Here is a 22,716-nt window from a genome sequence, read left to right as displayed (position 1 = left end):
CGCCTGGGGCGCGCGCGACCTGACCGAGATCGAGGGCGCCACCGTCCGCCTGCACTGGACCGACCAGCCCTACCGCTGGCACGTGAACGACGGCGCGGAGGTGTTCGTCGTGCTCGAGGGCGAGGTGGAGATGCGCTACCGCGAGGCCGGCGAGGAGAAGTCGGTGCGGCTAGGCCCCGCCGACATCTTCGTGGCCGAGGCCGGCGACGCCCACGTGGCCCACCCGATGGGCGAGGCCCGCGTGCTGGTGATCGAACGCAAGGGCTCGGTCTAGGCCAGCGTCCAGGCGAACTTCAGGTCCTCCACGAACAGGGCGTAGGCCTTCGCCTTGGCCTCGGCGTCGGGCACGCGCAGCAGGTAGGAGGGGTGGTAGGTGACCACGCCCTGCGCCTGATCGGGGAGCTGGAGCGCCTGCTGGCGGAACTTGGCGATCGGCATGGTCTTGCCGAACACGGAGAGCGTCGCGGTCGCGCCCAGCGCCACGATCACCCGCGGCCGCACGATCCGGCGTTCGTTGTCCAGCCACCAGCGGCAGGCGGAGACCTCGCCCGCGTCGGGGGTCTTGTGGATGCGCCGCTTGCCGCGCAGCTCGTGCTTGAAGTGCTTCACCGCATTCGTGACGAAGGTCTCCGCGCGCGGCACGCCGGCCTCGGCGAGCGCCCGGTCCAGAACCTTGCCCGCCGGCCCGACGAACGGCTTGCCCGCCAGGTCCTCCTGGTCTCCCGGCTGCTCGCCCACGAACATCAGCTTCGCCCGCGCCGGCCCCTCGCCGGCCACGCCTTGCGTGCCGCACTTCCAGAGGTCGCAGCGGCGGCAGGCCTGCACGCCGGCACAAACCTCCTCGAGGGTAGTGGGCGCAGCGCCGTCGTAGGGGGCGTCGCGGCTGGCCCGCTGGGCGGCGCGCACCACCCGGCGGGTCGGTTCGGAAGGGGCCTGGGCGACCATGGCGTCTGTCTTCGCCTCCGCTCGCGCGATCAGCTCCGGAATGAGACGCGCTTCCGGCAGGTTCCGCCAGTAGCGTTTCGGCATCTCCTTCTGCATCTGGGCCGTCTTCAGGCGGGCCGGGTTGAAGATCGAGGCGTAGTAGGTGCGCCAGTAGTCCTCGAGCGCATCCTCGCGCGGCGCGTCGGCGGGGTCGGCGCCGGGCGTGAAGGTCAGCTCGCGGGTGCCCCAGTGGGCGCAGAGGTCCGGCGTCAGGATGGAGAAGCGCATGTTGGCGAACCGGCGGGCGAAGAACGGCGCGGTCATCTCCACCACCCGGTGCGCCGGCTCGAACCAGGCGACGTAGATTTCGCCGCACTCGTCTTCGACCCGGCGGAAGCGGACGAAGGCCTTCATCTTGTGCGCCGCCTGGCTGACCTGGCGGGCGAGGCCGCGGGCCTGGGCCACGTCCGCAACGGAGGCGATGCGCAGGAGGTTCGGCTCCTGCTGCAGGCGCCAGAGCAGGCGGTAGAGCAGGGCGAAGCGCTCGTCCGAGCGGTGCAGGATCACCGTGTCGGCCAGTTCCAGGAACTCCCGCGGGACGGTGAAGGGCGGCGCGCCGCTCTGCGGGGCGGGCGCGGCCTCGCCGAACAGGTCGCCGGCGCCGTCGACGGTCCACAGGGCCTCGTCCGGCGGCACGCCGCGGGCGCGGAGCGCGCGCGCCGCCTCGCGCCAGCCGCTGAAGTCGGTCTCCGAGGCGAGGCGGACGACCTGCATCAGAAGAGGCTCAGCTGTTCCGGCGGCGGGGTCAGGCGCTCGCGCAGGTCGGCCTTGTCAGTCAGCGCGCCCGGCCGCCAGTCGGCGGTGACGATGAACGGCTTCAGCTTCTCCAGCCCCCGCGAGAGCCGGCGGACGTCGTCCAGGGCGAGCTGCTTGAAGCGGCGCACGTCGAGGATGCGGTCCACGGCCTTCACCCCGAGCCCCGGCACGCGCAGCAGGCGCTCGCGGTCGGCGACGTTCACGTCCACCGGAAACTCGCCCCGGTTCTTCAGCGCCCAGGCCAGCTTGGGATCGATGGCGAGGTCCAGGTCCTCCCCCTCGCCCACGATCTCCGCACGCTCGAAGCCGTAGAACCGCATCAGCCAGTCGGCCTGGTAGAGGCGGTGCTCGCGCACCAGCGGCGGCCGCTGCAAAGGCAGGCGGGCGGTGGAGTCCGGGATCGGCGAGAAGGCCGAATAGTAGACCCGCCGCAGCCGGTAGGCGCCGTAGAGGGTCTCGCTGCGCTTGAGGATGTCGCCGTCGGCGGCTGAGTCGGCTCCGACGATCATCTGGGTGGACTGGCCGGCGGGCGCGAACTTCGGCGGCCGGGCTGCGCGGCCCTTCTCCTTGCCGGCGTCGACGCCCAGGCGCACCGCGCCCATCGCCTTGCGGATGCCGGCGGCGTCCTTCTCCGGCGCGAGGCTGGCCAGGCTCTCGTCCCTCGGCAGCTCGATATTGATGGAGACCCGGTCGGCGTAGAGGCCGGCCTCGTTGACCAGCGCCGGCGAGGCCTCCGGGATCACCTTCAGGTGGATGTAGCCGCGGAAGTCGTGGACCTCGCGCAGCGTCTTCGCCACCCGGACCAACTCCTCCATGGTGTAGTCGGCGCTGCGGATGATGCCGGACGAGAGGAACAGCCCCTCGATGTAGTTGCGCCGGTAGAAGTTCAGCGTGAGGTCGACCACCTCCTCCACCGAGAACCGCGCCCGGGCGACGTTGGAGCTCACCCGGTTCACGCAGTAGGCGCAGTCGTAGACGCAGAAGTTGGTCAGCAGGATCTTCAGCAGGCTGATGCAGCGTCCGTCCGGCGCATAGGCATGGCAGATGCCGGAGCCCTCCGTGGAGCCCACGCCCTTCCCGCCCACGGAGTCGCGCCTGGCGCTCCCGGAGGAGGCGCAGGACGCATCGTACTTCGCCGCATCGGACAGGATGGCGAGCTTGCGCTTCAGGTCGAGGACGGCCATGGCCCGTTCTACAGTTCGCGTTTTGTTCTGTATAGTGCGGCAGAATGGAACCCTCCCGCGAACCGGCGGTTCCGACGCCCATGGCCAGGCTCAGCATCCGCCACGAGACGCTCTACACCTATGAGCGCCCCGTCCGCTTCGCGCCGCACCGGCTGATGGTGCGTCCGAGGGACAGCCACGCGATCCGCGTGGTGGAGGCCGTGCTCACCGTCTCACCGCCGGGAGAGACCCGCTGGCTCTACGACGCCTTCGGCAATTCGGTGTGCACGTTCACGCCGCAGGGCGAGAGCACCGCGCTTTCCATCGTCAGCGACCTCGTCATTGAACGCTATCCCGCGCCGATCTCGGAGCTGGAGATCGCCGACCCGCAGACCGCCACGCCGATCGTCTACGCGGCCGCCGACCGCGCGGTCCTGGCGCCCTTCATCGAGCCGGTGAGCGAGGACGCCGACGGCCACCTGCTGAAGTGGCTGCGCGGCCGGGTCGGCAGCCCGCACGAGCCGGCGCTCGACTTCCTGCTGCGGCTCAACCGGGTGATCCACGACGAGTTCGAGTACCAGGCCCGCGACCTGGGCGCCGCCCAGGAGCCCAGCCACACGGTCCAGCTCGGCTCCGGCACCTGCCGCGACTTCGCCTGGCTGATGGTCGAGTCGCTGCGCCGGCTGGGCTACGCCGCCCGCTTCGTCACCGGCTATCTCTACTCGCCCGGCCACGGCGACGTCCGCGGGGCCGGGGCGACCCACGCCTGGTGCGAGGTCTTCCTGCCGGATCTCGGCTGGACGGAGTTCGACCCCACCAATGCGCTCGCCGAGAGCGAGGACCTGATCCCCGTGGCGGTCGCCCGCACGCCAGCGGAGGCCGCGCCGGTCTCGGGCGCGATCTACGGCGACGGCGGCCGTTCCGGGCTCACCGTGCGGGTGGACGTGCGCCCGGCCGATCCGCTTTCCGCCGCGGCCTGACGAGCTAGGCGCCCGGTCCGGGACTCTGATAGACCGGTGTCATTGAATTTAGACATTGCCTGAGGGGCCACGGCGGCTCGGCCGGGGCTATTCCATTTGGACGCCAAGCCTGACGCCTCCCCCGCGCCCGCGGGCGACGACGACCTGCCCGCCCGAGAGGCGGCGTACGAGAGCTTTATCTGGTCGAACCTCCGGCGGAACTACCTCGGCAACTACCTGCACGGCATGCTGGGGATGACCGGCTTCAGGCTGGTCAACGCCCCCACCTTCCTGCCGGCCTACCTCTTCGCCATCTCCGGCTCCAACGCGATCGTGGGCCTGGGGCTGGCCCTGCAGCAGGTGGGCGGGGTGATCTCGCCGATCTTCGGGGCCACCAAGATCGAGCACCGCAAGCGCGTCATGCCCGCGGCCATGTGGATGGGCGGCCTGGCGCGGATGGCGATCCTCGGCATCGCGCTCGCCGGCTGGTTCCTGCCCAACGAGCCGGTGTCCCTGAGCTTCCTCGGCGAGTGGCTGGTCCGCCCGCGGGTCGCGGCCATCCTCGGCTTCATGCTGATGTTCGGCATCTTCATGGGCGCCCAGCGGGTGGTGTTCAGCCTGCTGATGGCCAAGGTGATCCCGATCAGCCGGCGGGGCCGCCTGCAGGCCTGGCGCAACGCCACCGGCGGGCTGATCGCGGCCGTCCTGGCCTATTTCGCCGGCCGGTACTTCATCGACGCCAACCTGTTCGGCAACGGCTACTCGACGACCTTCGTCTTCGCCTTCGTGCTCACCAGTCTGGGCCTCTGGGCCCTGCAGCTCCTCCTGAAGGAGCCGGAGCCGCCGACCACCCGGGCGCAGGCGCGCTTCCGCGACCGGCTGCGCGACTTCCCCACCCTGCTTCGCCAGGACCGGAGCTACGGCTTCTTCGTGCTGATGCAGATGCTGGCCACCTCGGCGCGCATCGCCACGCCGTTCTACATCATCTTCGTGGGCTCGATCATCGGCCTGGACGGCAAGACACTCGGCCTGCTCTCGCTCGCCTTCCTGGGCGCCGACACCGTCTCCAACCTGGTCTGGGGCTACCTGGGCGACAAGACCGGCTTCCGGCTGGTGCTGCTGCTGTCCCTGGTCACCTGGATCGCCGCCACGGTCCTGCTGATGAGCGTTCATGACATCGCCGCCATGTTCGTCGCCTTCTGCGGCCTGGGCGCGGCCCAGTCCGGCTACATGATGGCCGCCCAGACCATGATCCTGGAGTTTGGCGACCGCGACGAGCTGCCCATGCGCATCGCCGTCTCCGCCACCGCCGAGAGCATCACCGCCACCGCCGGCCCGCTGATCGGCGGCGTGGTCGCGGAGCTGGCCGGCTACCACGTGGTGTTCGGCGTGTCCCTGGGCTTCCTCGCCGTGGCCCTCCTCCTGCTGATCGTGGCGGTGAAGGAGCCGCGCACGGCCCGACGCCAGACGTTCTAGGAAATCCGCGCCGACCGTGTCGGGCGGGCATGCCCTCCCGCGTCCTTGGGGCGTAGGCTGCCGCTCGCCCAAGCCAAGGAGGACGCCATGCGGATGATCTTCGTGAACCTGCCGGTGAAGGACCTGGAGGCGTCGCGGCGCTTCTATGCGGGCCTCGGCTTCGTCCAGAACCCGCAGTTCTCGGACGACACCGCCATCTCGATGGTGATCGAGGAGAACATCGTCGCCATGCTGCTGACCGAGGAGAAGTTCCGCGGCTTCATCACCGGCGACATCGCCGACACCTCCAAGGGCAAGGAGGCGCTGATCTGCCTGTCGGCCGAGAGCCGCGCCGAGGTCGACGGCTTCCTCGCCAAGGCGTTGGCCAACGGCGGCAAGCCGTGGATGCCGGCCCAGGACCACGGGGTCATGTACGGGGTGAGCTTCCAGGACCCGGACGGCCACGTCTGGGAAGTGATGTGGATGGACCCCTCCATCGTGCAGCCCGGCCCCGGCGTGCCGGAACGCGAGCTGGCCTAGGCGCTACCGCTCACCCCGGCGGCCCCGGACGGGATCCGGACCGGACCCGAGCCGACCGTCGGCCGCGCCTCCCCACGGCCGACGTGAGCCCCGAGAGGCCGCTTGGGCCCCGGCTGTCGCCGGGGTGAGCGGGATTTTCGTCTAGGCCGCCGCCTTCTTCTCGGCGGCGCCGGCGATGCGGGCGCGGGCGATCTCGTTGGCGACCTCGTGGGTCGGGCGGGATTCCTGGCGGGAGCGGTCGAGGACCTCTTCCAGGGTCTGCATCAGGCGGGCGAGCTTGGCTTCCACCCACGCCGGGTCGAAGGCCTCGCCGCGGTCGAGGGCGCGGATTTCCCCGGCCACGTTGATGATCCCGCCGCCGTTGATGACGTAGTCGGGGGCGTAGAGCATGCCGCGCTGGAAGAGCGTGCGGCCGACCTCGGGATCGGCCAGCTGGTTGTTGGCCCCGCCGGCGATGATGCGGGCGGAGATCCGGTCCAGGGTGTCGGCGTTCACGGCGCCGCCCAGTGCGCAGGGGGCGAAGACGTCGGCCGCGACGTCGAAGATGGCGCCCGGAGAGACGACCTTGGCGCCGGTGCGGGCGGCCACCTCCTGGACGGCCTCCTCGTTCACGTCGGCGATCACCAGCTTCGCGCCGGCGGCGTGCAGCTTGTCGGCCAGGTAGGCGCCCACGTGGCCCACGCCCTGGATCGCGACGGTGACGCCGTCCAGCTCGCGGTTCATCGCCCGGCGCACGCAGAGCTGGATGCCGCGGAAGATGCCTTCGGCGGTCACCGGCGAGGGATCGCCCGAGGCCGCCGGGTGGCCTTCCAGGCCGGCCACGTACTTCGTGTGCCTGCGGGCGTGCATCAGGTCGGCGGGGGAGACGCCGACGTCCTCGGCGGTCCAGTACTTGCCGCCGACGTCCTGGACGGCGCGGCCGAAGGCCTCGAACAGGGCCGGGGTCTTCTGGGTGCGGGAATCGCCGATGATCACCGCCTTGCCGCCGCCCAGCTCCAGGTCGGCCATGGCGTTCTTGTAGGACATGGCGCGCGAGAGGCGCAGCGCGTCCTCCAGGGCCAGCTCGGCCGAGGCGTAGGGCCACATCCGGCAGCCGCCGGCGGCGGGACCGCGGGCCGTGGAATGCACGGCGATGATGGTCTTGAGGCCGGTTCTTTCGTCAGAGAACGCGTGGACGCCTTCATGGCCCTCGAAGGCCGGGGAATCGAACAAGGTCATGCCGCGTAGACCACCATCATCGGGAAGGAATTGCGCCTGCCTCTACGCCCCTCCGGTCCATGTCACAACCCCGCGGCGACCTGCGGATGGCCCTCGGGGGCGGGCGCGCCGGGGATCGGCGGCGCGCCCGAGGGCAGCGGCGCTTCCGGATCGCGGACGAAGGACAATATGTCCCGCCACACCACCGGCCCCTGCCGGTCCCGGGTCAGCAGGTGGTAGCCGCGGGCGTAATAGGCCGAGCGGTCATCGGGCTTGAGCCGCTTCACCGCCCGGAACGCGGCCTTCTCCGGGATGATCTGGTCGTTCTTGCCGTAGAGGTAGAGCGTCGGGACGGCCGCGCGTCCGATCGCCTCGGCCCCGTCGTCCATCAGCTTCACCAGGCCGTAAAGGGTGTCGGACCGCGCGCCCCAGACCATCAGCGGGTCGCGGCCCATGCGGATCAGCTCCTCGCGGTTGTCCGTGGGCGTGATCCGCTCGGTCAGCCAGCGCGGCGGGGTGTAGACCTTGCCCGGGGTCACGTTGGCGGCGAACCACAGGGCCGTCTTGTACGGCAAGGGCTGGCTGTCCCAGCCCCAGACGGCGGGCGCCAGCAGCACCAGGCGGTGGGCCGGCGGCGGCCGCTCCGAGGCGAAGGCCTTGGCCGCCACCGCCCCGCCCATGCTCTCGCCCGCCACCACGATCAGGGAATGCGGGTGGCGCGCACGGACCAGGGTGGTGACGGTGCGCAGGTCCTCCATCAGCACCTCGGCGTCGGCCCAGATGCCCCGGCCGGGCGAACGGCCGAAGCCGCGCTGGTCGTAGGCGTAGGTGGTCACGCCCTGTTCGGCCCACCATGGGGCGGCAAGGTGGAAGGCGTTGGCGTAGTCGTTCATCCCGTGGACGCCGACGATCACCGCCCACGGCTCCCCGGCCGCCTCCCAGGTCGTGAGGCCCAGCCGCGCGCCGTCGAAGCTGACCACCCGGTTGGTCTCCATCCGCGGCCCCTGGAAGCCCAGCGGCGGCTGCCCGGCCTGCTGCACCATCATGGGGGCGCAGGCGGCCAGGCTCAGGGCGGCGAAGAGGACGGCGAGAAGGCGGCTCATGGTTCCAGGATGTGGCGGACCCTATCCCTCAGATAGGGCGTAACTTCGGCGTCGAACCACCGGTTTCGTTTCAGCCATGACGTGTTGCGCCAGGACGGGTGCGGCAGGGGCAGCACCTCCGGCAGCCGCGCCCGCCAGTCGCGCACGGTGTCGGTCATGCCCGTCCCGCCGCCGAGCGCCCAGGCCTGGGCGTGGGAGCCCACCAGCAGGGTCAGCTCGACCCGTGGCAGCTCCGCCAGCAGCCGGGGCCGCCAGAGCTGGGCGCAGCGCTTCGGCGGCGGATAGTCGCCGCCCTTCGGGGCGGTGCCCGGAAAGCAGAAGGCCATGGCGGCGACGCCGATCGCGGGGTGGCCGTAGAAGGTGTCGCGGTCGATCCCCAGCCAGTCGCGGAGCCGGTCGCCGGAGGGGTCGTCGAAAGGCAGGCCGCTCTCGTGCACCCGCCGCCCCGGGGCCTGGCCGCAGATCAGCAGGCGGGTGTCGGCCGAGACCCACACCACCGGCCGGGGCTCGTGCGGCAGCTCGGACGCGCAGGCCCGGCAGGCGCGAATCTCGGCCAGGAGGGTGTCGAGGGGCATCGGCCCCAAGTAGGACCGGCGCCGGCTCCTGTCATCCCGCCGGCGGCGAAGATCAGGCCGGTTCGGTAGCCTTGAGGAAGGCCTTCTCCTGGGCGAGCGGGCCGGCGAAGGACGGCCGGGCCAGGATCTTCTCCAGGTAGGCCGCGGTCTTCGGGTGCGCGCCGGCGTCCACGAAGCAGTCGGCGTGGGCTAGGGTCGCGAGCGGGCTGGCCACGGCGATGTCGGCCAGGGTGAAGCGGTCATCCACCAGATAGCCCGAGGCCGGGATCACCGTCTCCAGATAGTCCATCAGCTTCGGGAACTCGGTCCGCTGCGCCTCGTCCGCCGCCGCCAGGTCGCCCGGCTTGCCGAGGAAGCGCGGCGAGACGAGGCGATTGAAGACGATCTTGCCGCCGCAGGCCGCCACCAGGGTGTCGCCGAACTCCTCGAACCAGATCGTCCGCGCCCGGGCCTGCGCCTCCGTGGGGATGAGGTTCGGCTCCGGCTGGAGCGCGTCCATGTAGGTCACGATCGCGGTGGAGTCGGAGATGGTGAACTCGCCGTGCTTCAGCCCTGGGATCTTGCGGAAGGGGCTCGACTGCAGGAACTCCGGCGGCGGCGCCAGCCCGCCGCCCACGGGGACGACCTCGAAATCGAGGCCCTTCTCGGTGGCGAACACCACGGTCTTGCGGACGAACGGCGAAAGCGTCGCCCCGTAGATGGTCATGGTCATGACGCGTCTCCCTCCGGTGTGGCGGCGTCGGGCAGGCGCATCCGCCAGACGCCCTTGAACTTCTCGGGGTCTGCGGGCTTGCCGTGGCGGGTGATGACCAGCTGGCCCTGCCGGGCGAGGCCGACGGCCACCGGCTTCACCTTGCCCAGCTCGCGCCGCCAGCCGGCAGGATCGACCGCCTTGGCCACGTCCTCCGGCGAGATCGACTTGCCGGGCGCGAGCTTGCCCAGCAGGTCGAAGATGGCGGCCTCGACGGCGGCGCTCATGGTCAGCCGCCCCGCTTCAGGGTCTCGCGGGCGATGACCACCTGCTGGATCTGGCTGGTGCCCTCGTAGATCCGGAAGATGCGCACGTCGCGGTAGAACCGCTCGATACCGTGGTCGGCGACATAGCCCGAGCCGCCGAAGATCTGCACCGCGCGGTCGGCCACCCGGCCCACCATCTCGGAGGCGAAGTACTTGGCGGCGGCGGCCTCCATGGTGACGCTCTGGCCGGCGTCGCGCTTGCGCGCGGTCTCCATGGTCAGCGCCTTGGCGGCCAGGGCCTCGGTCTTGGAGTCGGCGATCATCGCCTGGATCAGCTGGAAGCCGGAGATCGGCTGGCCGAACTGCTTGCGCTCGGAGGCGTAGGCCACGCAGTCGGCGATCAGGCGCTCGGCCACGCCGACGCAGACCGCGGAGATGTGCAGGCGGCCGCGGTCCAGCACCTGCATGGCCACCTTGAAGCCCTCGCCCTCGCGGCCGAGCCGGTTCGCCACCGGCACTCGGACGTTGTCGAAGATCACGTCGCAGATATGGGCGCCCTGCTGGCCCATCTTCTTCTCGGGCTTGCCGACGGACAGGCCCGGCAGGTCACGCTCCACCAGGAAGGCCGAGACGCCGGCGCCGCCGGGCTTCTCCGCGTCCGTGCGCGCCATCACCGTGAAGAGGTGGGCCTTGTTGGCGTTGGTGATGAACCGCTTGGAGCCGTTCAGGACGTAGTGGTCCCCGTCGCGGACGGCGCGGGTCTGGACGTTGGCGCTGTCGGAGCCGGCCTCGGGCTCGGTCAGCGCGAAGGAGGTGATGATCTCGCCCGAGGCGATGCCCGACAGGTACTTCTGCTTCTGCTCCTCCGTGCCGAACATCACGAGGCCCTGGGAGCCGATGCCGACATTGGTGCCGAAAGCCGATCGGAAGGCAGGGCTGGTGCGGCCGAGCTCGACGCCCACCAGGCACTCGTCCTCCATGGAGAGGTCGAGGCCGCCGTACTGTTCGGGGATCGACAGACCGTAGAGCCCCAGGCCCTTCATCTCCTCGAGGACGTCGTCGGGCACGCGGTCCTGCTCGGCGACCTGGGCCTCGATGGGCCGCAGGCGTTCGGAGACGAACCGGCGCACGGTGTCGATCAGCTGTTCGCGGGTGTCGGCGTCGAGCGCCATCGGGTCAGTCCCCCTGGTTGCAGGTCTTGTCGTCGTCGCTCTTTGCGGTGAAGCGGGCAAGGCCCACCGCCACCACGGGCGCGGGCCAGCTGTACGCCTTCACCTCGCCGGCCGGCACGGCGCAGATGGCCACCGGCGCAGGCGTCAGCGTCTGGCCGCGCAGCACGAGCAGGACGGCGCGGAAGTCCAGCGGCTCCGCGCGGCCGTTCCACACCTTGAGCACCGTCGCACGCTTCTCGGCGGAGCCGTCGAGGGCGGCGCCCACGAGGCCTTCGCCGGGAGCCTCGAAGGTCTCCTTCGCCTGGCCGGCGGGATGGGCCTCCGCGAGCTTGCCCTCCTCCACCTTCTCCAGGAAGGGACGTCCGTCGTCGCCGACGGTGAACACCGCGCGCTGGCCCAGGATCACCTGCAGGGTCTCGCCGTCGACCAGGGTCCTGGGCTCGAACTTCAGCGACTGGGCTGCCGCCTGCGCCGCCGGAGCCGACTTCGGCGGGGTGGCGGTCTTCGGGGGCGGGTCGCCCGGGGCGGCGAGCGCCAGGGCGGCCAGGGCGGCGATGAACATGATCAGGCCTTTGCGATCGCCATGGCCGAGCCCTGGCCGACGCCCACGCACATGGTGGCGAGCGCCCGCGCCCCGCCGCGGTCCTTCAGGGCCCGGGCGGCGGTGAGCGCCAGGCGCGCGCCGGAGGCGCCCAGCGGGTGGCCGATCGCGATGGCCCCGCCGTGCGGGTTCACGTGCTCGGCGTCGTCCGGCAGGCCCCAGGACCGGGTGCAGGCCAGCGCCTGGGCGGCGAAGGCCTCGTTGAGCTCGATGACGTCGAAGTCGCGGGCAGTGATCCCGAGACGGGCGGTCAGCCGCTCCACGGCTGGCACGGGGCCCACCCCCATGACGCGGGGCGCCACGCCGCCGGACGCGCCGCCCTCGATCCGCGCGATCGGCTCGAGGCCGTACTTCCTCACCGCCTCTTCCGAGGCCAGCAGCAGGGCCGCGGCGCCGTCGTTGACGCCCGAGGCGTTGCCGGCGGTCACCGTGCCTTCCGGGCGCACGATGGGCTTCAGGCCCTTCAGCGCCTCGAGGGTGGTGTCGGGCCGCGGATGCTCGTCCTGGGCCACGACCACGTCGCCCTTGCGGTCCTTGATGGTGACGGGGGCGATCTCGCCCTCGAAGAAGCCGCGCTCGCGGGCCTTGCCGACGCGGCTCTGGCTGCGGTGGGCGAAGGCGTCCTGGTCGTCGCGGGCGATCTGGTAGTCGGTCGCCACGTTCTCGGCGGTCTCCGGCATGGAATCCACGCCGTAGTCCTTCTGCATCTTCGGGTTCACGAAGCGCCAGCCGATGGTGGTGTCGAAGATCTCGGCGTTGCGGGAGAAGGCGCTGTCGGCCTTCCCCATGACGAACGGCGAGCGGGTCATGCTCTCGACCCCGCCGGTGACCACCAGGTCGGCTTCGCCCGTGGCGATCATCCGCGCCCCGGCGATGGTGGCGTCGAGACCGGAGGCGCAGAGGCGGTTGACGGTCAGCCCCGGCGTCCGGGCCGGCATGCCGGCCAGCAACAGGGCCATCCGGGCGACGTTGCGGTTGTCCTCGCCCGCCTGGTTCACGCAGCCGTAGACCACCTCGTCGACGGCTTCCCAGTCGACGGACGGCAGCCGCGCCATCAGCTCCTTCAGCGGATGGGCCGCCAGGTCGTCGGCGCGCACCTTGGCCAGCGACCCGCCGTAACGGCCGATCGGCGTCCGCACGCCCGTGCAGAGATAGACGGTCTTGCCTTGCATGGGGGCTCCTCGACGCTCTAAGCGGGCCGGCAAACTAGTGTTTGAACTGCGCGTGGGCAAACGCTTCCGCGAGCACGAGGAGGGGCGATGGACGGCGGCCAGGACGAGAACAACTACACCTCCAAGCTGACGGCGGTGACCGAGGGCGACTGGGCCGGCTGGGCCCACTATCCCGGCGGCGACCCCTACGAGGACCTGGCGGGGCCGTTCTACTTCCAGGAGCGGGACGGCAAGCGGGTCTGCGCCTTCCGCGCCGAGAGGAAGCACATGAACGGCGGCATGTTCATGCACGGCGGCTGCGTCATGACCTTCGCCGACTTCTGCCTGTTCGTGATCGCCGGCGAGGCGATCGCCGGCAGCCGGGCGGTGACCGCCACCTTCAACGGCGAGTTCGTGGGCTCGGCGGCCATCGGCGACCTGGTGGAGTGCGCCGGCGAGGTGGTGAAGGCCGGCCGCAGCATGGTCTTCGTCCGCGGCCTGATCGTGAACGCCAGCCGCGGCGGCGAGCCGATGATGAGCTTCTCCGCGGTGCTGAAGAAGACCGGCGCGCGCTAGCCTCGTTCCGCCGACCGGCGTTCATCGAGGCCTGACAAGCCCCGCCTCCGCAATCTAGGATGGGGCATGGCTCCACTTGCGCCCCTGACCCCTGACGACATCCCCGAGGTGATGCGCCTCGAGCGGCTGCCCGGCTACGAGGCCTTCATCGGACGGTTCGAGGCGGACGAGCACGCGGGCCTCATGGCCTCCGACGACGCCCGCTACTTCGGCGTGCGCAGGGACGGCGGCGGCCTCTCCGGCTTCGCCATCCTGCAGCAGATGCGCCAGCCGATGGTGCTCCTGCGCCGCATCGCCGTGGAGACGCCGGGCGGCGGGGCCGGCACGCGGCTGCTGCGCGCGGTGACCGACCGGGTCTTCGGGACCACGCCAGCCGAGGCGCTGGAACTGGACGTGGCGCTCGGCAACGCCCGCGCCCAACACGTCTACGCGCGGGAAGGCTTCGCCGAGTTCCGGCCGCCGGACGAGGTCCACCGCTTCCTGAAGATCACCCGCGCACGCTGGGCGGCCCTGCGGGAGGCCGTGTCGTGACCGAGGCGACCTGCCACTGCGGGGCGGCCCGACTGACCGCGCCGACGCCGACCGAGGTGACGATCTGCAACTGCTCGATCTGCCGCCGGACCGGGGCGCGCTGGGCCTACTACACGCCCGCCGAGGTCACCCTGCCCCACCCCGGCTCCACCCAGGCCTACGTCTGGGGCGACCGGATGCTGGCCCTGCACCGCTGCAAGACCTGCGGCTGCGTCACCCACTGGCAGAGCCTGAACGCCGCGATGCAGCGGATGGGGGTGAACGCCCGGCTGATGGAAGGGCTGGACTGGACGCGACTGTCGGTGCGCCGGTTCGACGGGGCGGACACCTGGACCACGCTCGCCGAGCGGCGGCCCTGCGATCCGGACTGACGCGGCCTAGCGGGGGCCGCTCCGCGTCCAGGCGGTCAGTCCCGCCGCGCCGCCCAGGCCCGCCAGGATGAACAGCCCCGGGTTGCGGGTCCAGACCGCCACGCCCAGGACGAAGGCGGTGATGCCGAGCGTCAGCCACAGGATGCGGTGGCGGGCCTCCATCCCTAGGCGGCCTTCTCCGGCATGCCCGCGGCCGCGGCCGGGCGGGCGCGCATCGCGTCGGCCCAGCGGGCGACGTTCTTCAGCTCCTCCGGCGGCTTCAGCCGGATCATCCGGCCGAAGTCGATGCCGATGAAGGCCACGATGTCGGCGATGGTGATCCGGTCGCCGGCCAGCCACTCGCTCTCGGCCAGGCGGCGGTCGAGCACCTTCAGCGCCTTCAGGCCCTGCTCCTTGTTGTACTCGGCGATAGTCGGGTTCTGGGTCTCCAGGGCGGCCAGCGCCGGGTGGGAGTGGCGGACGCCGATCATGAACGGCGTGGCCACCAGCATCTCAGCCCGGCGGGTCCACATCTCGATCACCGCCGTCTCCTCCGGCGTGCGGCCGAACAGGTTGGGCTCTGGATACCGGCTCTCCAGGTAGCGGCAGATGGCGATGCTCTCGGTAACGCAGGTCCCGTCGTCCATCTCCAGCATCGGCACGTTCGGCAGGCCGGCCTTCTTCAGGTAGTCCGGCTGCTTGTGAGTCCCCTCCATGAGATTGAGGGTGACGATCTCGACGTCGTGAATCCCCTTCTCGGCCAGGAACCAGCGCACCCGGCGCGGATTGGGGGCGAGCGGCGTGTCGTAGAGCTTCATGGCGGACCTCCCTGTCGTGCAAAAAAGTGCACGACCGGTCACCTCAGTCAAGCCGGCTCAGCCGAACAGCGCCGGCGGCAGGAGGCCCACCACCGAGGCGGTGAGGCAGGTGGCGAGGAAGCCCGCGAACATCGCCTTCCAGACCATGCCGACGATCTCGTTGCGCCGCTCGGGCACCAGGACGGAATAGCCGGCCAGGTTGATGCCCACGGAGGCCACGTTGGCGAAGCCGCAGAGCGCATAGGTCATCAGCACCCGGGTGCGCTCGCTGATCTCGCCCACCGGCACGGCGCCCAGGTTGATGAAGGCGGTGAACTCGGTCAGCACCAGCTTCACGCCCAGCAGCGAGCCCGCCTTCATGGCGTCCTCCCACGGCACGCCGATGGCCCAGGCGAGCGGGGCGAACAGCACGCCCAGGATGCGCTCCACCGACAGCGGCGCGCCCATCACGTCGGGGGCGAGGCCGAGGATGCCGTTCACCATCGCCACCAGGGCCACGAAGACGATCAGGGTGGCGGCCACGTTGAGCACGATCTGCAGGCCGTCGCCGGTGCCCTTGATCAGGGCGTCCACCGAGCTCTCGTAGCGCTTGGCCTGGGCCGGATCGAGGTCCTGCGGCTGCTCGGCGGCCGCGTTGCGGGGCACGATGATGCGCGCCAGCAGCACGCCCGCCGGGGCCGAGACGATCGAGGCGGTGAGCACATGGGCCGCGGCGTTGGGCAGCACGTCGCGCAGGATGGTCGCATAGGCCACCATGGTGGAGCCCGAGACGCAGGCCATGCCGACAGCGATCAGCAGGAAGAGCTCGGAGCGCGACAGGCTCGGCAGGTAGCTGCGGATGAAGATCGGGCCCTCCACCTGGCCCATGAAGATGGTGGTGGCGGTGGCAAGCGCCGGGGCGCCGCGCAGGCCCATGGTGCGCTCGAAGACGAAGCCGAAGAGCTGGGTGATCCACTTCAGGATCCGCCAGTGCCAGAGCAGGGCGGCGAGCGCGCAGACCACCAGGATCACCGGCAGGACGCGGAAGGCGAAGACGAACAGCGAGCCCGGGTTCACCAGCTCATAGGGCTGCTGCGGGGTGCCGGCCAGGAAGCCGAAGACGAAGCTGACGCCGGCCTGGGTGGAGTTGGCGAGCCCGTCGACCACCGTGCCGACGCCCGCCAGCCCCGCGCGCAGCGCCGGCAGGCCGAACAGGGCGAGCACCAGGACCGCCTGCAGCAGGATCGCCCCCACCGCCAGTTTCCAGGGGAAGCGGCTGCGGTCCTCGGACAGCGCCCAGCAGGCGAGCAGCACCAGGGCGAGCCCCGCCAGGCTCTGGGCGTTTTCCGGACCGAACATGCGAAGCCCCCGCATCGCCGCCGAGTCAGGCGGCCCGAGCGGCTAAAGGGCGCCAGAAGCCCGGCGAGCGCAAGCGGGCGGCCGGCGCGCCGGCCGTGGCGCGAGGAGATCAGAAAAACTCAGGAACTCGCGAGCGGCGCGCGTCAGTGGACAGGTGTTCGGAGGAACACACCCCCACTCTGAACCTCACGTATACGGATACTTATCCAGATAACTTATGTAATGTTGCGTATTATACCGACCTGCAGGTGCGATCCTGCAGTAGTTGCACGGTATAGGAGAATTATCGAACACCGTTATTTAACGTCCGCCAGTGAAACTGCGTCGCAACATCCACGGAGAAGCCGATGTTTGCGCGCAGGAACCGGGTCGAGCGAAACGACCAGATGGCCGAGCTGGAAGCCAAGGTGGCCGCCATCCAGCGGTCGCAAGCCGTCATCGAGTTCGAACTCGACGGCACGATCATCACGGCCAACGAGAACTTCCTGAAGACCCTGGGCTACACGGCCGAGGAGGTGGTGGGCCGCCACCACAGCCTGTTCGTGGACCGCGACTATGCGGCCAGCCCCGAATACCAGGCGTTCTGGAGCCGGCTGAACCGCGGCGAGTTCTTCGCCGACAAATACCTGCGCTTCGGCAAGGGCGGCAAGGAGGTCTGGATCCAGGCCACCTACAACCCGATGCTCGATCGCGAGGGCAAGCCCTACAAGGTGATCAAGTTCGCCAATGACGTGACTGCGGTCGAACACGAACGGGCGCAGAACGAGAAGGAGCGCCGCGAGGCCGCCGAGCGCCAGGAAATGGCCATGGGGCGCCTGGCCGACGGCCTGTCGGCGCTGGCCGAGGGCGACCTCACCGCGCGGATCGATGGCGACTTCCCTACGGAGTACGCGCGCATCCAGTCCGACTTCAACGCCGCGATCCAGCGCCTCGCCGAGGTGATGGGCGTGATCATCGAGACGGCGGGCAGCATCGGCGCGGCGACCGGCGAGATCGGCCAGGCGGCCGATGACCTTTCCAAGCGCACCGAGCAGCAGGCCGCGAGCCTGGAGGAGACGGCGGCGGCGCTCGACGAGATCACCGCCACCGTCCGCAAGACCGCCGAGGGCGCCACCCACGCCCGCGACGTGGTCGCCACCGCCAAGTCCGACGCCGAGCGCTCGGGCGAGATCGTGCGCGACGCCGTCACCGCCATGACGGAGATCGAGAAGTCGGCCCAGCAGATCAGCCAGATCATCGGCGTGATCGACGAGATCGCCTTCCAGACCAACCTGCTGGCCCTGAACGCCGGGGTCGAAGCGGCCCGGGCCGGCGACGCCGGCCGCGGCTTCGCGGTCGTGGCCTCGGAAGTCCGGGCGCTCGCCCAGCGCTCCGCCGACGCCGCCAAGGAGATCAAGGCGCTGATCTCAGCCTCCACCCAGCAGGTGGGCGAGGGCGTGACCCTCGTGGGCCGCACCGGCGAGGCTCTGGAGCGGATCGTGGCGCAGGTGAGCGACATCACCGGCGTCGTCACCGAGATCGCCGCCTCCGCCGCAGAGCAGGCCACCGGCCTCGCCGAGGTGAACACGGCGGTCAACCAGATGGACCAGGTGACCCAGCAGAACGCCGCCATGGTCGAGCAGTCCACCGCCGCCAGCCACAACCTGGCGCAGGAGACCCACCAGCTCACCGAGCTGATCTCCCGGTTCAAGGTCGAGGGCGGGGCCCCTGCCCGGAACGTCCGCGCGCCGGCCGCCCCCTCCCGCGCCCCCGCCCGAGCGGGCGGGACCTCGCACGCCGAGCTCCGCCGGGCCACGGCGGGCGGCGCGGCCCTGAAGCTCGCGCCGGCCCAGCAGGCCGACACCTGGGAGGAGTTCTGATGGAGGGCGCCCTTACCTCGGGCGGGCCCGCCGAGCTGATCTCCGTCCGCATCGGCGAGCAGCTCTTCGCCCTCGACATCATGTCGGTGCGCGAGATCCGCGGCTGGACGGCCTCCACGCCCCTGCCCCACGCGCCGGAGTATGTGCTGGGGATGATCAACCTTCGCGGCGCGGTCCTGCCGGTGCTGGACCTGGCCGGCCTCCTGGGCCTGACACGGATCGACCCCGACGCCTCGTCGGTGGTGGTGGTCGCCGATCTGGGCGCCCGCGCCGTCGGCCTGCTGGTCGACGCCGTGTGCGACATCATCACCGTGCAGGAAGGCGAGATGAAGCCGCCGCCGGAGCTGGGCTCCGACTACGCGGGCTTCCTCAGCGGGGTGATCACCAACGAGGACGGGATCGTGACCGTGCTGCAGCTGGCCGGAGCCATTCCCGACTCGACGACGCTCGAAGCCGCCTGATCCCGCGGCCGGGACCTGCCCCGCGCAGCGTCCCGGCCGCGCTCGCGCCAGGGGATTACGAAGGTTTAATCCCGCCCCTCGCATCCGCCGGAACCTCCCGCGGCCTCCTTACAGTCGAGAACGGCGCCGTTTCAGGACGTCCCGCGGCCCCCCGGCTTACCGGGATTTAACTGGCCGCGGCCCCCGCCCCGGACGACACCGTTCGCCAACTCGAGGGGGTATCCATGTCGCTGGCCCTGGCCACGCTGCTCTACGAATGGCGCCGCTACACGGCCGCCATGGTCGCGCTGGCCTTCTCCGGCCTGCTGATCCTCGCCCAGGTCGGCATGTTCACCGGCATCGTGAAGGGGGCCACGGCCACCATCGACCGCAGCCGGGCGGACATCATGATCCTGCCGCCCAAGATGGAGAGCCTGATCAACTCCGGCGGCGGCAACCTGCCCGCCCGCCTGCAGCCGCAGATGTACCTGCATCCCGAGGTGGTCGAGGTGGCCAGCTGGGACGGCGACGGCGGCCGCTGGGTGAACTATCCCAAGGACGGCAAGAAGGCCGTCACCACCTTCGTCAACGTCAACATGGTGGACACCCGCCCGGGCGCGGTGAACCTGCCGACCGACTTCAGCGAGGACATCCGCAAGGCGCTGCTGGAGCCCTATTCGGTGGCGATCGACGAGACCCAGCTGAAGCGGCTGGGCGTGAACCTCGGCGACAGCGCCTCCCTGCGCGGCAAGACCGTCCACGTCCGGGCGATCCTCCACGGCTATCCGGACATGAACAACGCCAGCGTGACCATGTCGCGCGACACCTTCCGGCTGCTCGGCATGGCCTACAAGGACGGCAAGAGCGGCCCGCTGATGATCCGCGTGAAGGACCCGGCCCGCGCCGAGGCCGTGCGCGACGAACTGAACGCCAAGGCCAACGGCGCCTACCGCGCCTGGACCCGGCCCGAGCTCGCCAAGGCCAACGAAGGCGCGCTGATGAAGGAACAGATCATCGGCATCTTCCTGGGCTTCTCGGTGTTCCTCGGCTTCCTGATCGGCGTCGGCATCACCTCCCAGACGCTGCGCGGCGCGATCCTGTCGTCGATCAAGGAGTTCGCCAGCCTCAGGGCGCTGGGCGTCTCCATGGGCTCGCTCAGCCTGATCGTCATGGAGCTGTCGTTCTGGGTGGGCGTGGCGGGCCTGATGGCCACCGCCGTCCTGACCTTCGGCGTCTACCTGCTCGCCACCAACAACGGGCTGCCGATGGGCTTCCCGCCGGGCTGGGTGATCGGCGTCGCCATCCTGCTCCTCGTCATCTCCATCGCCTCGGGCCTGCTGGCCCTGGGCATCCTCAAGAAGAGCCAGCCTGCGGACCTCCTGAGATGAGCAAATCCGAACGCGCCATCGCGGCCAACGGCCTCTTCAAGCGGTTCAAGACCGGCCGCACCCACATCGAGGTGCTCAAGCGCGTCGACTTCGACGCCCTGCACGGCGACGTCACCATGGTCATGGGCCCCTCCGGCTCGGGCAAGTCGACCCTGGTGGCGGCGCTGTCGGGCCTGCTGAAGCCGGACGAGGGACAGGTGACCTCGCTGTCGCAGGAGATCTGGAAGCTGTCGGCCGGCAAGCGCGACCGCTTCCGCCTCGACCACTGCGGCTTCATCTTCCAGGGCTTCAACCTGTTCCCGGCGCTCACCGCCCTGCAGCAGGTCGAGATCATCCTGAAGTACCAGGGCTACTCCAAGACCGAGGCGCGCCGGAAGGCCGCCGACGCCCTCACCGAGGTGGGGCTGGAGATGCGCATGAACCAGCGGCCGTCCGAGCTCTCGGGCGGCGAGAAGCAGCGCGTGGCCATCGCCCGGGCGCTCGCCAAGGATCCGCGCCTGCTGTTCGCCGACGAGCCCACCAGCGCCCTCGACGGCGAGAACGGCCAGGTCGTCATCAAGCTCCTGCAGCGGGCGGCCAAGCAGCACGGCGCAGCCGTGATCTGCGTGACGCACGACCCGCGGCTGGAGATCTACGCCGACCGCATCATCCACCTCGAAGACGGCCGCATCCTCGATGACCGGCGCACCCGCCCGGCCGAGCCGGCCAAGTCCACCCCGCAACCCGAGCTCGTCGGAGCCTGACGTCCATGTTCGCCTTCATCCGCAACCGCATCGTCCTGATCATCCTGGCCCTCGTCGTCGCGGGCGGCGGCGTAGGCTTCGTCCTGAACAGCCAGGCCCAGGCCAGGAAGGCCGAGGCGGCCAAGGCCCAGGCCGCCGCCGCGCCCAAGAGCCCCTATGCCGCCGTGGCCAACGGCAAGGCGGACGTGGAGGGCGGAATCATCCAGGTGGCCGCCCGCCGCGCCGGCGTCGTCCGCGACGTGCTGGTCCAGGAGGGCGACATGGTCACCCGCGGCCAGGTCCTCGCGCGGCTGGAGGATGACGAGCCCCGGCTGGCCGCCGAGCGCGCCGCCGCCGAAGTCGCCCAGGCCCGCGCCTCGCTCGCCCTGCTGGAGGTCCAGCTCTCCTCGGCCCAGCGCGAGGAGCGCCGGCTGCAGGGCCTGGCGCCCAACAACTTCGTCGCCGCCCAGAAGCTCGACCAGGCCCGCGACGCGGTGCGCGAGGCCCAGGCCAAGATCCTCGCCCAGCAGGCCATCGTCGCCACGGCCCGGGCCCGCCACTCCGAGGCGCGCTACGACCAGGAGCTGTCGGTGATCCGCGCGCCGGCCGACGGCCGCATCGTTCGCCGCTACGCCAATCCCGGCGCCGGCGCCTCGACGCTCAACGTGTCCAACATGTTCGACCTGGAGCCGCAGGCCGGGCGGATCGTGCGCGCCGAGATCGCCGAGGGCGCCCTGCCCTATGTGGTGATCGGCCAGACCGTGCAGATGTCGCCCGAGGCCGACCCGACCAAGACCTACCCCGGCCGGGTGCTGCGCCGCGCCGCGGTCTTCGGCGCCCGCAAGCTGCAGTCGGACGATCCCACCGAGCGCACCGACGACCGGGTGGTCGAGGTGGTCGTCCAGGCCGACGGCGCCCCGTTCCTGATCGGCCAGCGGGTGCTGGTGAAGTTCATGGACCAGAAGCAGGCGAGCGTTCCGGCCACCCCGGCGGGCTGAGGCGCGCCGCCCTCCCCCGCGTCAACTTGACGGTCCCCGTTCCGCGCCGCACAAGGCGCCGACTTCGAACACCTGTTCCAGAGGGGATCAGCACATGGCGGACATCCGCTTCGACGGCAAAGTGGCCATCGTCACCGGCGCGGGCGGGGGCCTGGGCCGACAGCACGCCCTGGAGCTCGCCCGGCGCGGCGCCAAGGTGGTGGTCAACGACCTGGGCGGCTCGGTGGACGGCTCGGGCGGCGGCTCGGAAGCCGCCAACAAGGTGGTCGAGGAGATCAAGGCCGCCGGCGGCGAGGCCATCGCCAACGGCTCGTCGGTCACCGACGACGCCGGCGTGCAGCGGATGGTGAAGGACGCCATGGACGCCTGGGGCCGGATCGACATCCTCGTCGCCAACGCCGGCATCCTGCGCGACAAGACCTTCGCCAAGATGGAGTTCGGCGACTTCCAGGTGGTGGTGGACGTCCACCTGTTCGGCACGGTGAAGCCCGCCAAGGCGGTCTGGGAGATCATGCGCGAGCAGAACTACGGCCGGATCGTGGTGACCACCTCCTCGTCGGGCCTGTACGGCAACTTCGGCCAGTCCAACTACGGCGCGGCCAAGCTCGGGCTGATCGGCTTCATGAACACGCTGAAGCTCGAGGGCCAGAAGAACAACATCCACGTCAACGCCATCGCCCCGGTCGCTGCGACCCGGATGACCGAGAACCTGATGCCGCCGGCGATCCTCGAGCAGCTGAAGCCCGAGTACGTGACCCCGGGCGTCGTCTTCCTCTGCTCGGAAGAGGCCCCCACGGGGGCCATCCTGACCGCCGGCGCGGGCGCCTTCGCCCTGTCGCGCATCGTCGAGACCGAGGGCGTCTACCTCGGCCCCGACGCCTCGGTGGAAGCGGTCCGCGACAACTGGGCCAAGATCATCGACGAGGCGGGCGCCAAGGCCTACGTCAACGGCGGCGAGCAGACCCAGAAGTTCTTCCGCAAGATGCAGGGCGGCTGAGCGCTCCGTCGACGATCACTGCGCGCAACCTTGGCGGGCGGCCCTTCGGGGCCGCCCGTTTCGCATCTGCAATCCAAAACCGCTTG

The 22,716-nt window shown here is 70.6% G+C and carries 26 protein-coding genes; 13 read left to right on the top strand and 13 right to left on the bottom strand.

The features are described 5' to 3' along the window. Positions 1-274: cupin domain-containing protein (locus tag V7Z97_RS06880; RefSeq protein ID WP_334162328.1), on the top strand; the 274-nt coding region annotated here is incomplete at its 5' end. Here the strand turns inward: V7Z97_RS06880 and V7Z97_RS06875 are convergent. Then, positions 271-1,698 carry a UdgX family uracil-DNA binding protein gene (locus V7Z97_RS06875; RefSeq protein WP_334162327.1) on the bottom strand — a complete coding sequence of 476 codons (1,428 nt, stop codon included), beginning with the start codon at positions 1,696-1,698 and terminating at the stop codon, positions 271-273. The genes V7Z97_RS06880 and V7Z97_RS06875 overlap by 4 nt on opposite strands. Then, positions 1,698-2,924, bottom strand: a complete 1,227-nt coding sequence (locus tag V7Z97_RS06870) for a putative DNA modification/repair radical SAM protein (protein WP_334162326.1) — start codon at positions 2,922-2,924, stop codon at positions 1,698-1,700. The genes V7Z97_RS06875 and V7Z97_RS06870 overlap by 1 nt, the downstream gene beginning before the upstream one ends. 80 nt (positions 2,925-3,004) lie before the next feature. Here V7Z97_RS06870 and V7Z97_RS06865 point away from each other — a divergent pair, with 80 nt between their 5' ends. The 3 genes from V7Z97_RS06865 (at position 3,005) to V7Z97_RS06855 (ending at position 5,857) form a co-directional block, all read left to right on the top strand. Beyond that, positions 3,005-3,883, top strand: a complete 879-nt coding sequence (locus tag V7Z97_RS06865; RefSeq protein ID WP_334162325.1) for a transglutaminase family protein — start codon at positions 3,005-3,007, stop codon at positions 3,881-3,883. 96 nt (positions 3,884-3,979) lie between these two features. Further along, on the top strand, positions 3,980-5,338 hold the full coding sequence (locus V7Z97_RS06860) for an MFS transporter (protein ID WP_334162323.1): 1,359 nt from the start codon (positions 3,980-3,982) through the stop codon (positions 5,336-5,338). 87 nt (positions 5,339-5,425) lie between these two features. Next, positions 5,426-5,857 (top strand): VOC family protein, encoded by a 432-nt coding sequence (locus V7Z97_RS06855; protein ID WP_334162322.1) that lies wholly within the window; start codon positions 5,426-5,428, stop codon positions 5,855-5,857. Positions 5,858-5,998: 141 nt separating this feature from the next. On the opposite strand, the gene V7Z97_RS06850 is transcribed toward V7Z97_RS06855, so the two are convergent. From V7Z97_RS06850 to pcaF, 8 genes are all read right to left on the bottom strand, one after another. Continuing rightward, positions 5,999-7,075, bottom strand: a complete 1,077-nt coding sequence (locus V7Z97_RS06850) for a Glu/Leu/Phe/Val dehydrogenase dimerization domain-containing protein (RefSeq protein WP_334162321.1) — start codon at positions 7,073-7,075, stop codon at positions 5,999-6,001. Positions 7,076-7,137: 62 nt separating this feature from the next. Beyond that, positions 7,138-8,157 (bottom strand): alpha/beta hydrolase, encoded by a 1,020-nt coding sequence (locus V7Z97_RS06845; RefSeq protein WP_334162320.1) that lies wholly within the window; start codon positions 8,155-8,157, stop codon positions 7,138-7,140. After that, positions 8,154-8,732, bottom strand: a complete 579-nt coding sequence (locus tag V7Z97_RS06840) for a uracil-DNA glycosylase family protein (RefSeq protein ID WP_334162319.1) — start codon at positions 8,730-8,732, stop codon at positions 8,154-8,156. The genes V7Z97_RS06845 and V7Z97_RS06840 overlap by 4 nt, the downstream gene beginning before the upstream one ends. Positions 8,733-8,784: 52 nt before the next feature. Then, positions 8,785-9,444, bottom strand: a complete 660-nt coding sequence (locus V7Z97_RS06835; protein WP_334162318.1) for a glutathione S-transferase family protein — start codon at positions 9,442-9,444, stop codon at positions 8,785-8,787. Further along, entirely contained in the window at positions 9,441-9,710 is a 270-nt protein-coding gene (locus V7Z97_RS06830) for a DUF3253 domain-containing protein (RefSeq protein ID WP_334162317.1), read from the bottom strand. Before V7Z97_RS06830 ends, V7Z97_RS06835 begins: the two co-directional genes overlap by 4 nt. Before the next feature lie 2 nt (positions 9,711-9,712). Then, positions 9,713-10,861: an acyl-CoA dehydrogenase family protein gene (locus V7Z97_RS06825; RefSeq protein WP_334162316.1), complete on the bottom strand. Its 1,149-nt coding sequence runs from the start codon at positions 10,859-10,861 to the stop codon at positions 9,713-9,715. A gap of 4 nt (positions 10,862-10,865) precedes the next feature. Then, the gene (locus tag V7Z97_RS06820; protein WP_334162315.1) at positions 10,866-11,423 is read right to left on the bottom strand and encodes a hypothetical protein; all 558 of its coding nucleotides are present in this window, start codon (positions 11,421-11,423) and stop codon (positions 10,866-10,868) included. Positions 11,424-11,425: 2 nt separating this feature from the next. After that, a complete protein-coding gene (pcaF, locus tag V7Z97_RS06815; protein WP_334162314.1) occupies positions 11,426-12,634 on the bottom strand; it encodes a 3-oxoadipyl-CoA thiolase in 1,209 nt (402 codons plus the stop codon). 87 nt (positions 12,635-12,721) lie between these two features. Here pcaF and V7Z97_RS06810 point away from each other — a divergent pair, with 87 nt between their 5' ends. From V7Z97_RS06810 to V7Z97_RS06800, 3 genes are all read left to right on the top strand, one after another. Beyond that, a complete protein-coding gene (locus V7Z97_RS06810; protein ID WP_334162313.1) occupies positions 12,722-13,189 on the top strand; it encodes a PaaI family thioesterase in 468 nt (155 codons plus the stop codon). 66 nt (positions 13,190-13,255) lie between these two features. Then, the gene (locus V7Z97_RS06805; RefSeq protein ID WP_334162312.1) at positions 13,256-13,720 is read left to right on the top strand and encodes a GNAT family N-acetyltransferase; all 465 of its coding nucleotides are present in this window, start codon (positions 13,256-13,258) and stop codon (positions 13,718-13,720) included. Next, on the top strand, positions 13,717-14,091 hold the full coding sequence (locus V7Z97_RS06800; RefSeq protein WP_334162310.1) for a GFA family protein: 375 nt from the start codon (positions 13,717-13,719) through the stop codon (positions 14,089-14,091). Before V7Z97_RS06805 ends, V7Z97_RS06800 begins: the two co-directional genes overlap by 4 nt. Before the next feature lie 6 nt (positions 14,092-14,097). On the opposite strand, the gene V7Z97_RS06795 is transcribed toward V7Z97_RS06800, so the two are convergent. From V7Z97_RS06795 to V7Z97_RS06785, 3 genes are read right to left on the bottom strand one after another with little or no spacing between them, the layout of a single operon-like run. Next, entirely contained in the window at positions 14,098-14,253 is a 156-nt protein-coding gene (locus V7Z97_RS06795; RefSeq protein ID WP_334162309.1) for a hypothetical protein, read from the bottom strand. A gap of 2 nt (positions 14,254-14,255) precedes the next feature. After that, a complete protein-coding gene (locus tag V7Z97_RS06790) occupies positions 14,256-14,888 on the bottom strand; it encodes a glutathione S-transferase family protein (protein WP_334162308.1) in 633 nt (210 codons plus the stop codon). A gap of 57 nt (positions 14,889-14,945) precedes the next feature. After that, entirely contained in the window at positions 14,946-16,226 is a 1,281-nt protein-coding gene (locus V7Z97_RS06785) for a NupC/NupG family nucleoside CNT transporter (protein WP_334162306.1), read from the bottom strand. Between the two features lie 347 nt (positions 16,227-16,573). Here V7Z97_RS06785 and V7Z97_RS06780 point away from each other — a divergent pair, with 347 nt between their 5' ends. The 6 genes from V7Z97_RS06780 to V7Z97_RS06755 all read left to right on the top strand — a co-directional run bounded on the left by V7Z97_RS06780 (position 16,574) and on the right by V7Z97_RS06755 (position 22,630). Further along, positions 16,574-18,085: a methyl-accepting chemotaxis protein gene (locus V7Z97_RS06780; protein WP_334162305.1), complete on the top strand. Its 1,512-nt coding sequence runs from the start codon at positions 16,574-16,576 to the stop codon at positions 18,083-18,085. Continuing rightward, on the top strand, positions 18,085-18,546 hold the full coding sequence (locus tag V7Z97_RS06775) for a chemotaxis protein CheW (protein WP_334162304.1): 462 nt from the start codon (positions 18,085-18,087) through the stop codon (positions 18,544-18,546). Before V7Z97_RS06780 ends, V7Z97_RS06775 begins: the two co-directional genes overlap by 1 nt. Before the next feature lie 224 nt (positions 18,547-18,770). After that, the gene (locus tag V7Z97_RS06770) at positions 18,771-19,913 is read left to right on the top strand and encodes an ABC transporter permease (protein ID WP_334162303.1); all 1,143 of its coding nucleotides are present in this window, start codon (positions 18,771-18,773) and stop codon (positions 19,911-19,913) included. Further along, positions 19,910-20,656 carry an ABC transporter ATP-binding protein gene (locus V7Z97_RS06765; protein ID WP_334162301.1) on the top strand — a complete coding sequence of 249 codons (747 nt, stop codon included), beginning with the start codon at positions 19,910-19,912 and terminating at the stop codon, positions 20,654-20,656. The genes V7Z97_RS06770 and V7Z97_RS06765 overlap by 4 nt, the downstream gene beginning before the upstream one ends. Before the next feature lie 5 nt (positions 20,657-20,661). Continuing rightward, positions 20,662-21,633, top strand: a complete 972-nt coding sequence (locus V7Z97_RS06760; RefSeq protein ID WP_334162300.1) for an HlyD family secretion protein — start codon at positions 20,662-20,664, stop codon at positions 21,631-21,633. Between the two features lie 94 nt (positions 21,634-21,727). Beyond that, positions 21,728-22,630, top strand: a complete 903-nt coding sequence (locus tag V7Z97_RS06755; protein ID WP_334162298.1) for an SDR family oxidoreductase — start codon at positions 21,728-21,730, stop codon at positions 22,628-22,630. The last annotated feature ends 86 nt before the right edge of the window (positions 22,631-22,716 follow it).

Origin of the sequence: Phenylobacterium sp. (assembly GCF_036821595.1) — a bacterium.
Taxonomy (GTDB): domain Bacteria; phylum Pseudomonadota; class Alphaproteobacteria; order Caulobacterales; family Caulobacteraceae; genus Phenylobacterium.
The sequence above is the reverse complement of the archived record's forward strand: the minus strand, read 5'-3'. Positions and strand labels throughout refer to the sequence as shown.

What these genes read in the sequence shown, in the direction of transcription:
- V7Z97_RS06825 (WP_334162316.1), bottom strand. Translation starts at nt 10,861, where the DNA reads ATGGCGCTCGACGCCGACACCCGCGAACAGCTGATCGACACCGTGCGC.
- V7Z97_RS06875 (WP_334162327.1), bottom strand. Translation starts at nt 1,698, where the DNA reads ATGCAGGTCGTCCGCCTCGCCTCGGAGACCGACTTCAGCGGCTGGCGC.
- V7Z97_RS06810 (WP_334162313.1), top strand. Translation starts at nt 12,722, where the DNA reads ATGGACGGCGGCCAGGACGAGAACAACTACACCTCCAAGCTGACGGCG.
- V7Z97_RS06870 (WP_334162326.1), bottom strand. Translation starts at nt 2,924, where the DNA reads ATGGCCGTCCTCGACCTGAAGCGCAAGCTCGCCATCCTGTCCGATGCG.
- V7Z97_RS06845 (WP_334162320.1), bottom strand. Translation starts at nt 8,157, where the DNA reads ATGAGCCGCCTTCTCGCCGTCCTCTTCGCCGCCCTGAGCCTGGCCGCC.
- V7Z97_RS06835 (WP_334162318.1), bottom strand. Translation starts at nt 9,444, where the DNA reads ATGACCATGACCATCTACGGGGCGACGCTTTCGCCGTTCGTCCGCAAG.
- V7Z97_RS06780 (WP_334162305.1), top strand. Translation starts at nt 16,574, where the DNA reads ATGTTTGCGCGCAGGAACCGGGTCGAGCGAAACGACCAGATGGCCGAG.
- pcaF (WP_334162314.1), bottom strand. Translation starts at nt 12,634, where the DNA reads ATGCAAGGCAAGACCGTCTATCTCTGCACGGGCGTGCGGACGCCGATC.
- V7Z97_RS06775 (WP_334162304.1), top strand. Translation starts at nt 18,085, where the DNA reads ATGGAGGGCGCCCTTACCTCGGGCGGGCCCGCCGAGCTGATCTCCGTC.
- V7Z97_RS06865 (WP_334162325.1), top strand. Translation starts at nt 3,005, where the DNA reads ATGGCCAGGCTCAGCATCCGCCACGAGACGCTCTACACCTATGAGCGC.
- V7Z97_RS06840 (WP_334162319.1), bottom strand. Translation starts at nt 8,732, where the DNA reads ATGCCCCTCGACACCCTCCTGGCCGAGATTCGCGCCTGCCGGGCCTGC.
- V7Z97_RS06790 (WP_334162308.1), bottom strand. Translation starts at nt 14,888, where the DNA reads ATGAAGCTCTACGACACGCCGCTCGCCCCCAATCCGCGCCGGGTGCGC.
- V7Z97_RS06770 (WP_334162303.1), top strand. Translation starts at nt 18,771, where the DNA reads ATGTCGCTGGCCCTGGCCACGCTGCTCTACGAATGGCGCCGCTACACG.
- V7Z97_RS06760 (WP_334162300.1), top strand. Translation starts at nt 20,662, where the DNA reads ATGTTCGCCTTCATCCGCAACCGCATCGTCCTGATCATCCTGGCCCTC.
- V7Z97_RS06830 (WP_334162317.1), bottom strand. Translation starts at nt 9,710, where the DNA reads ATGAGCGCCGCCGTCGAGGCCGCCATCTTCGACCTGCTGGGCAAGCTC.
- V7Z97_RS06795 (WP_334162309.1), bottom strand. Translation starts at nt 14,253, where the DNA reads ATGGAGGCCCGCCACCGCATCCTGTGGCTGACGCTCGGCATCACCGCC.
- V7Z97_RS06755 (WP_334162298.1), top strand. Translation starts at nt 21,728, where the DNA reads ATGGCGGACATCCGCTTCGACGGCAAAGTGGCCATCGTCACCGGCGCG.
- V7Z97_RS06785 (WP_334162306.1), bottom strand. Translation starts at nt 16,226, where the DNA reads ATGTTCGGTCCGGAAAACGCCCAGAGCCTGGCGGGGCTCGCCCTGGTG.
- V7Z97_RS06805 (WP_334162312.1), top strand. Translation starts at nt 13,256, where the DNA reads ATGGCTCCACTTGCGCCCCTGACCCCTGACGACATCCCCGAGGTGATG.
- V7Z97_RS06765 (WP_334162301.1), top strand. Translation starts at nt 19,910, where the DNA reads ATGAGCAAATCCGAACGCGCCATCGCGGCCAACGGCCTCTTCAAGCGG.
- V7Z97_RS06820 (WP_334162315.1), bottom strand. Translation starts at nt 11,423, where the DNA reads ATGTTCATCGCCGCCCTGGCCGCCCTGGCGCTCGCCGCCCCGGGCGAC.
- V7Z97_RS06855 (WP_334162322.1), top strand. Translation starts at nt 5,426, where the DNA reads ATGCGGATGATCTTCGTGAACCTGCCGGTGAAGGACCTGGAGGCGTCG.
- V7Z97_RS06850 (WP_334162321.1), bottom strand. Translation starts at nt 7,075, where the DNA reads ATGACCTTGTTCGATTCCCCGGCCTTCGAGGGCCATGAAGGCGTCCAC.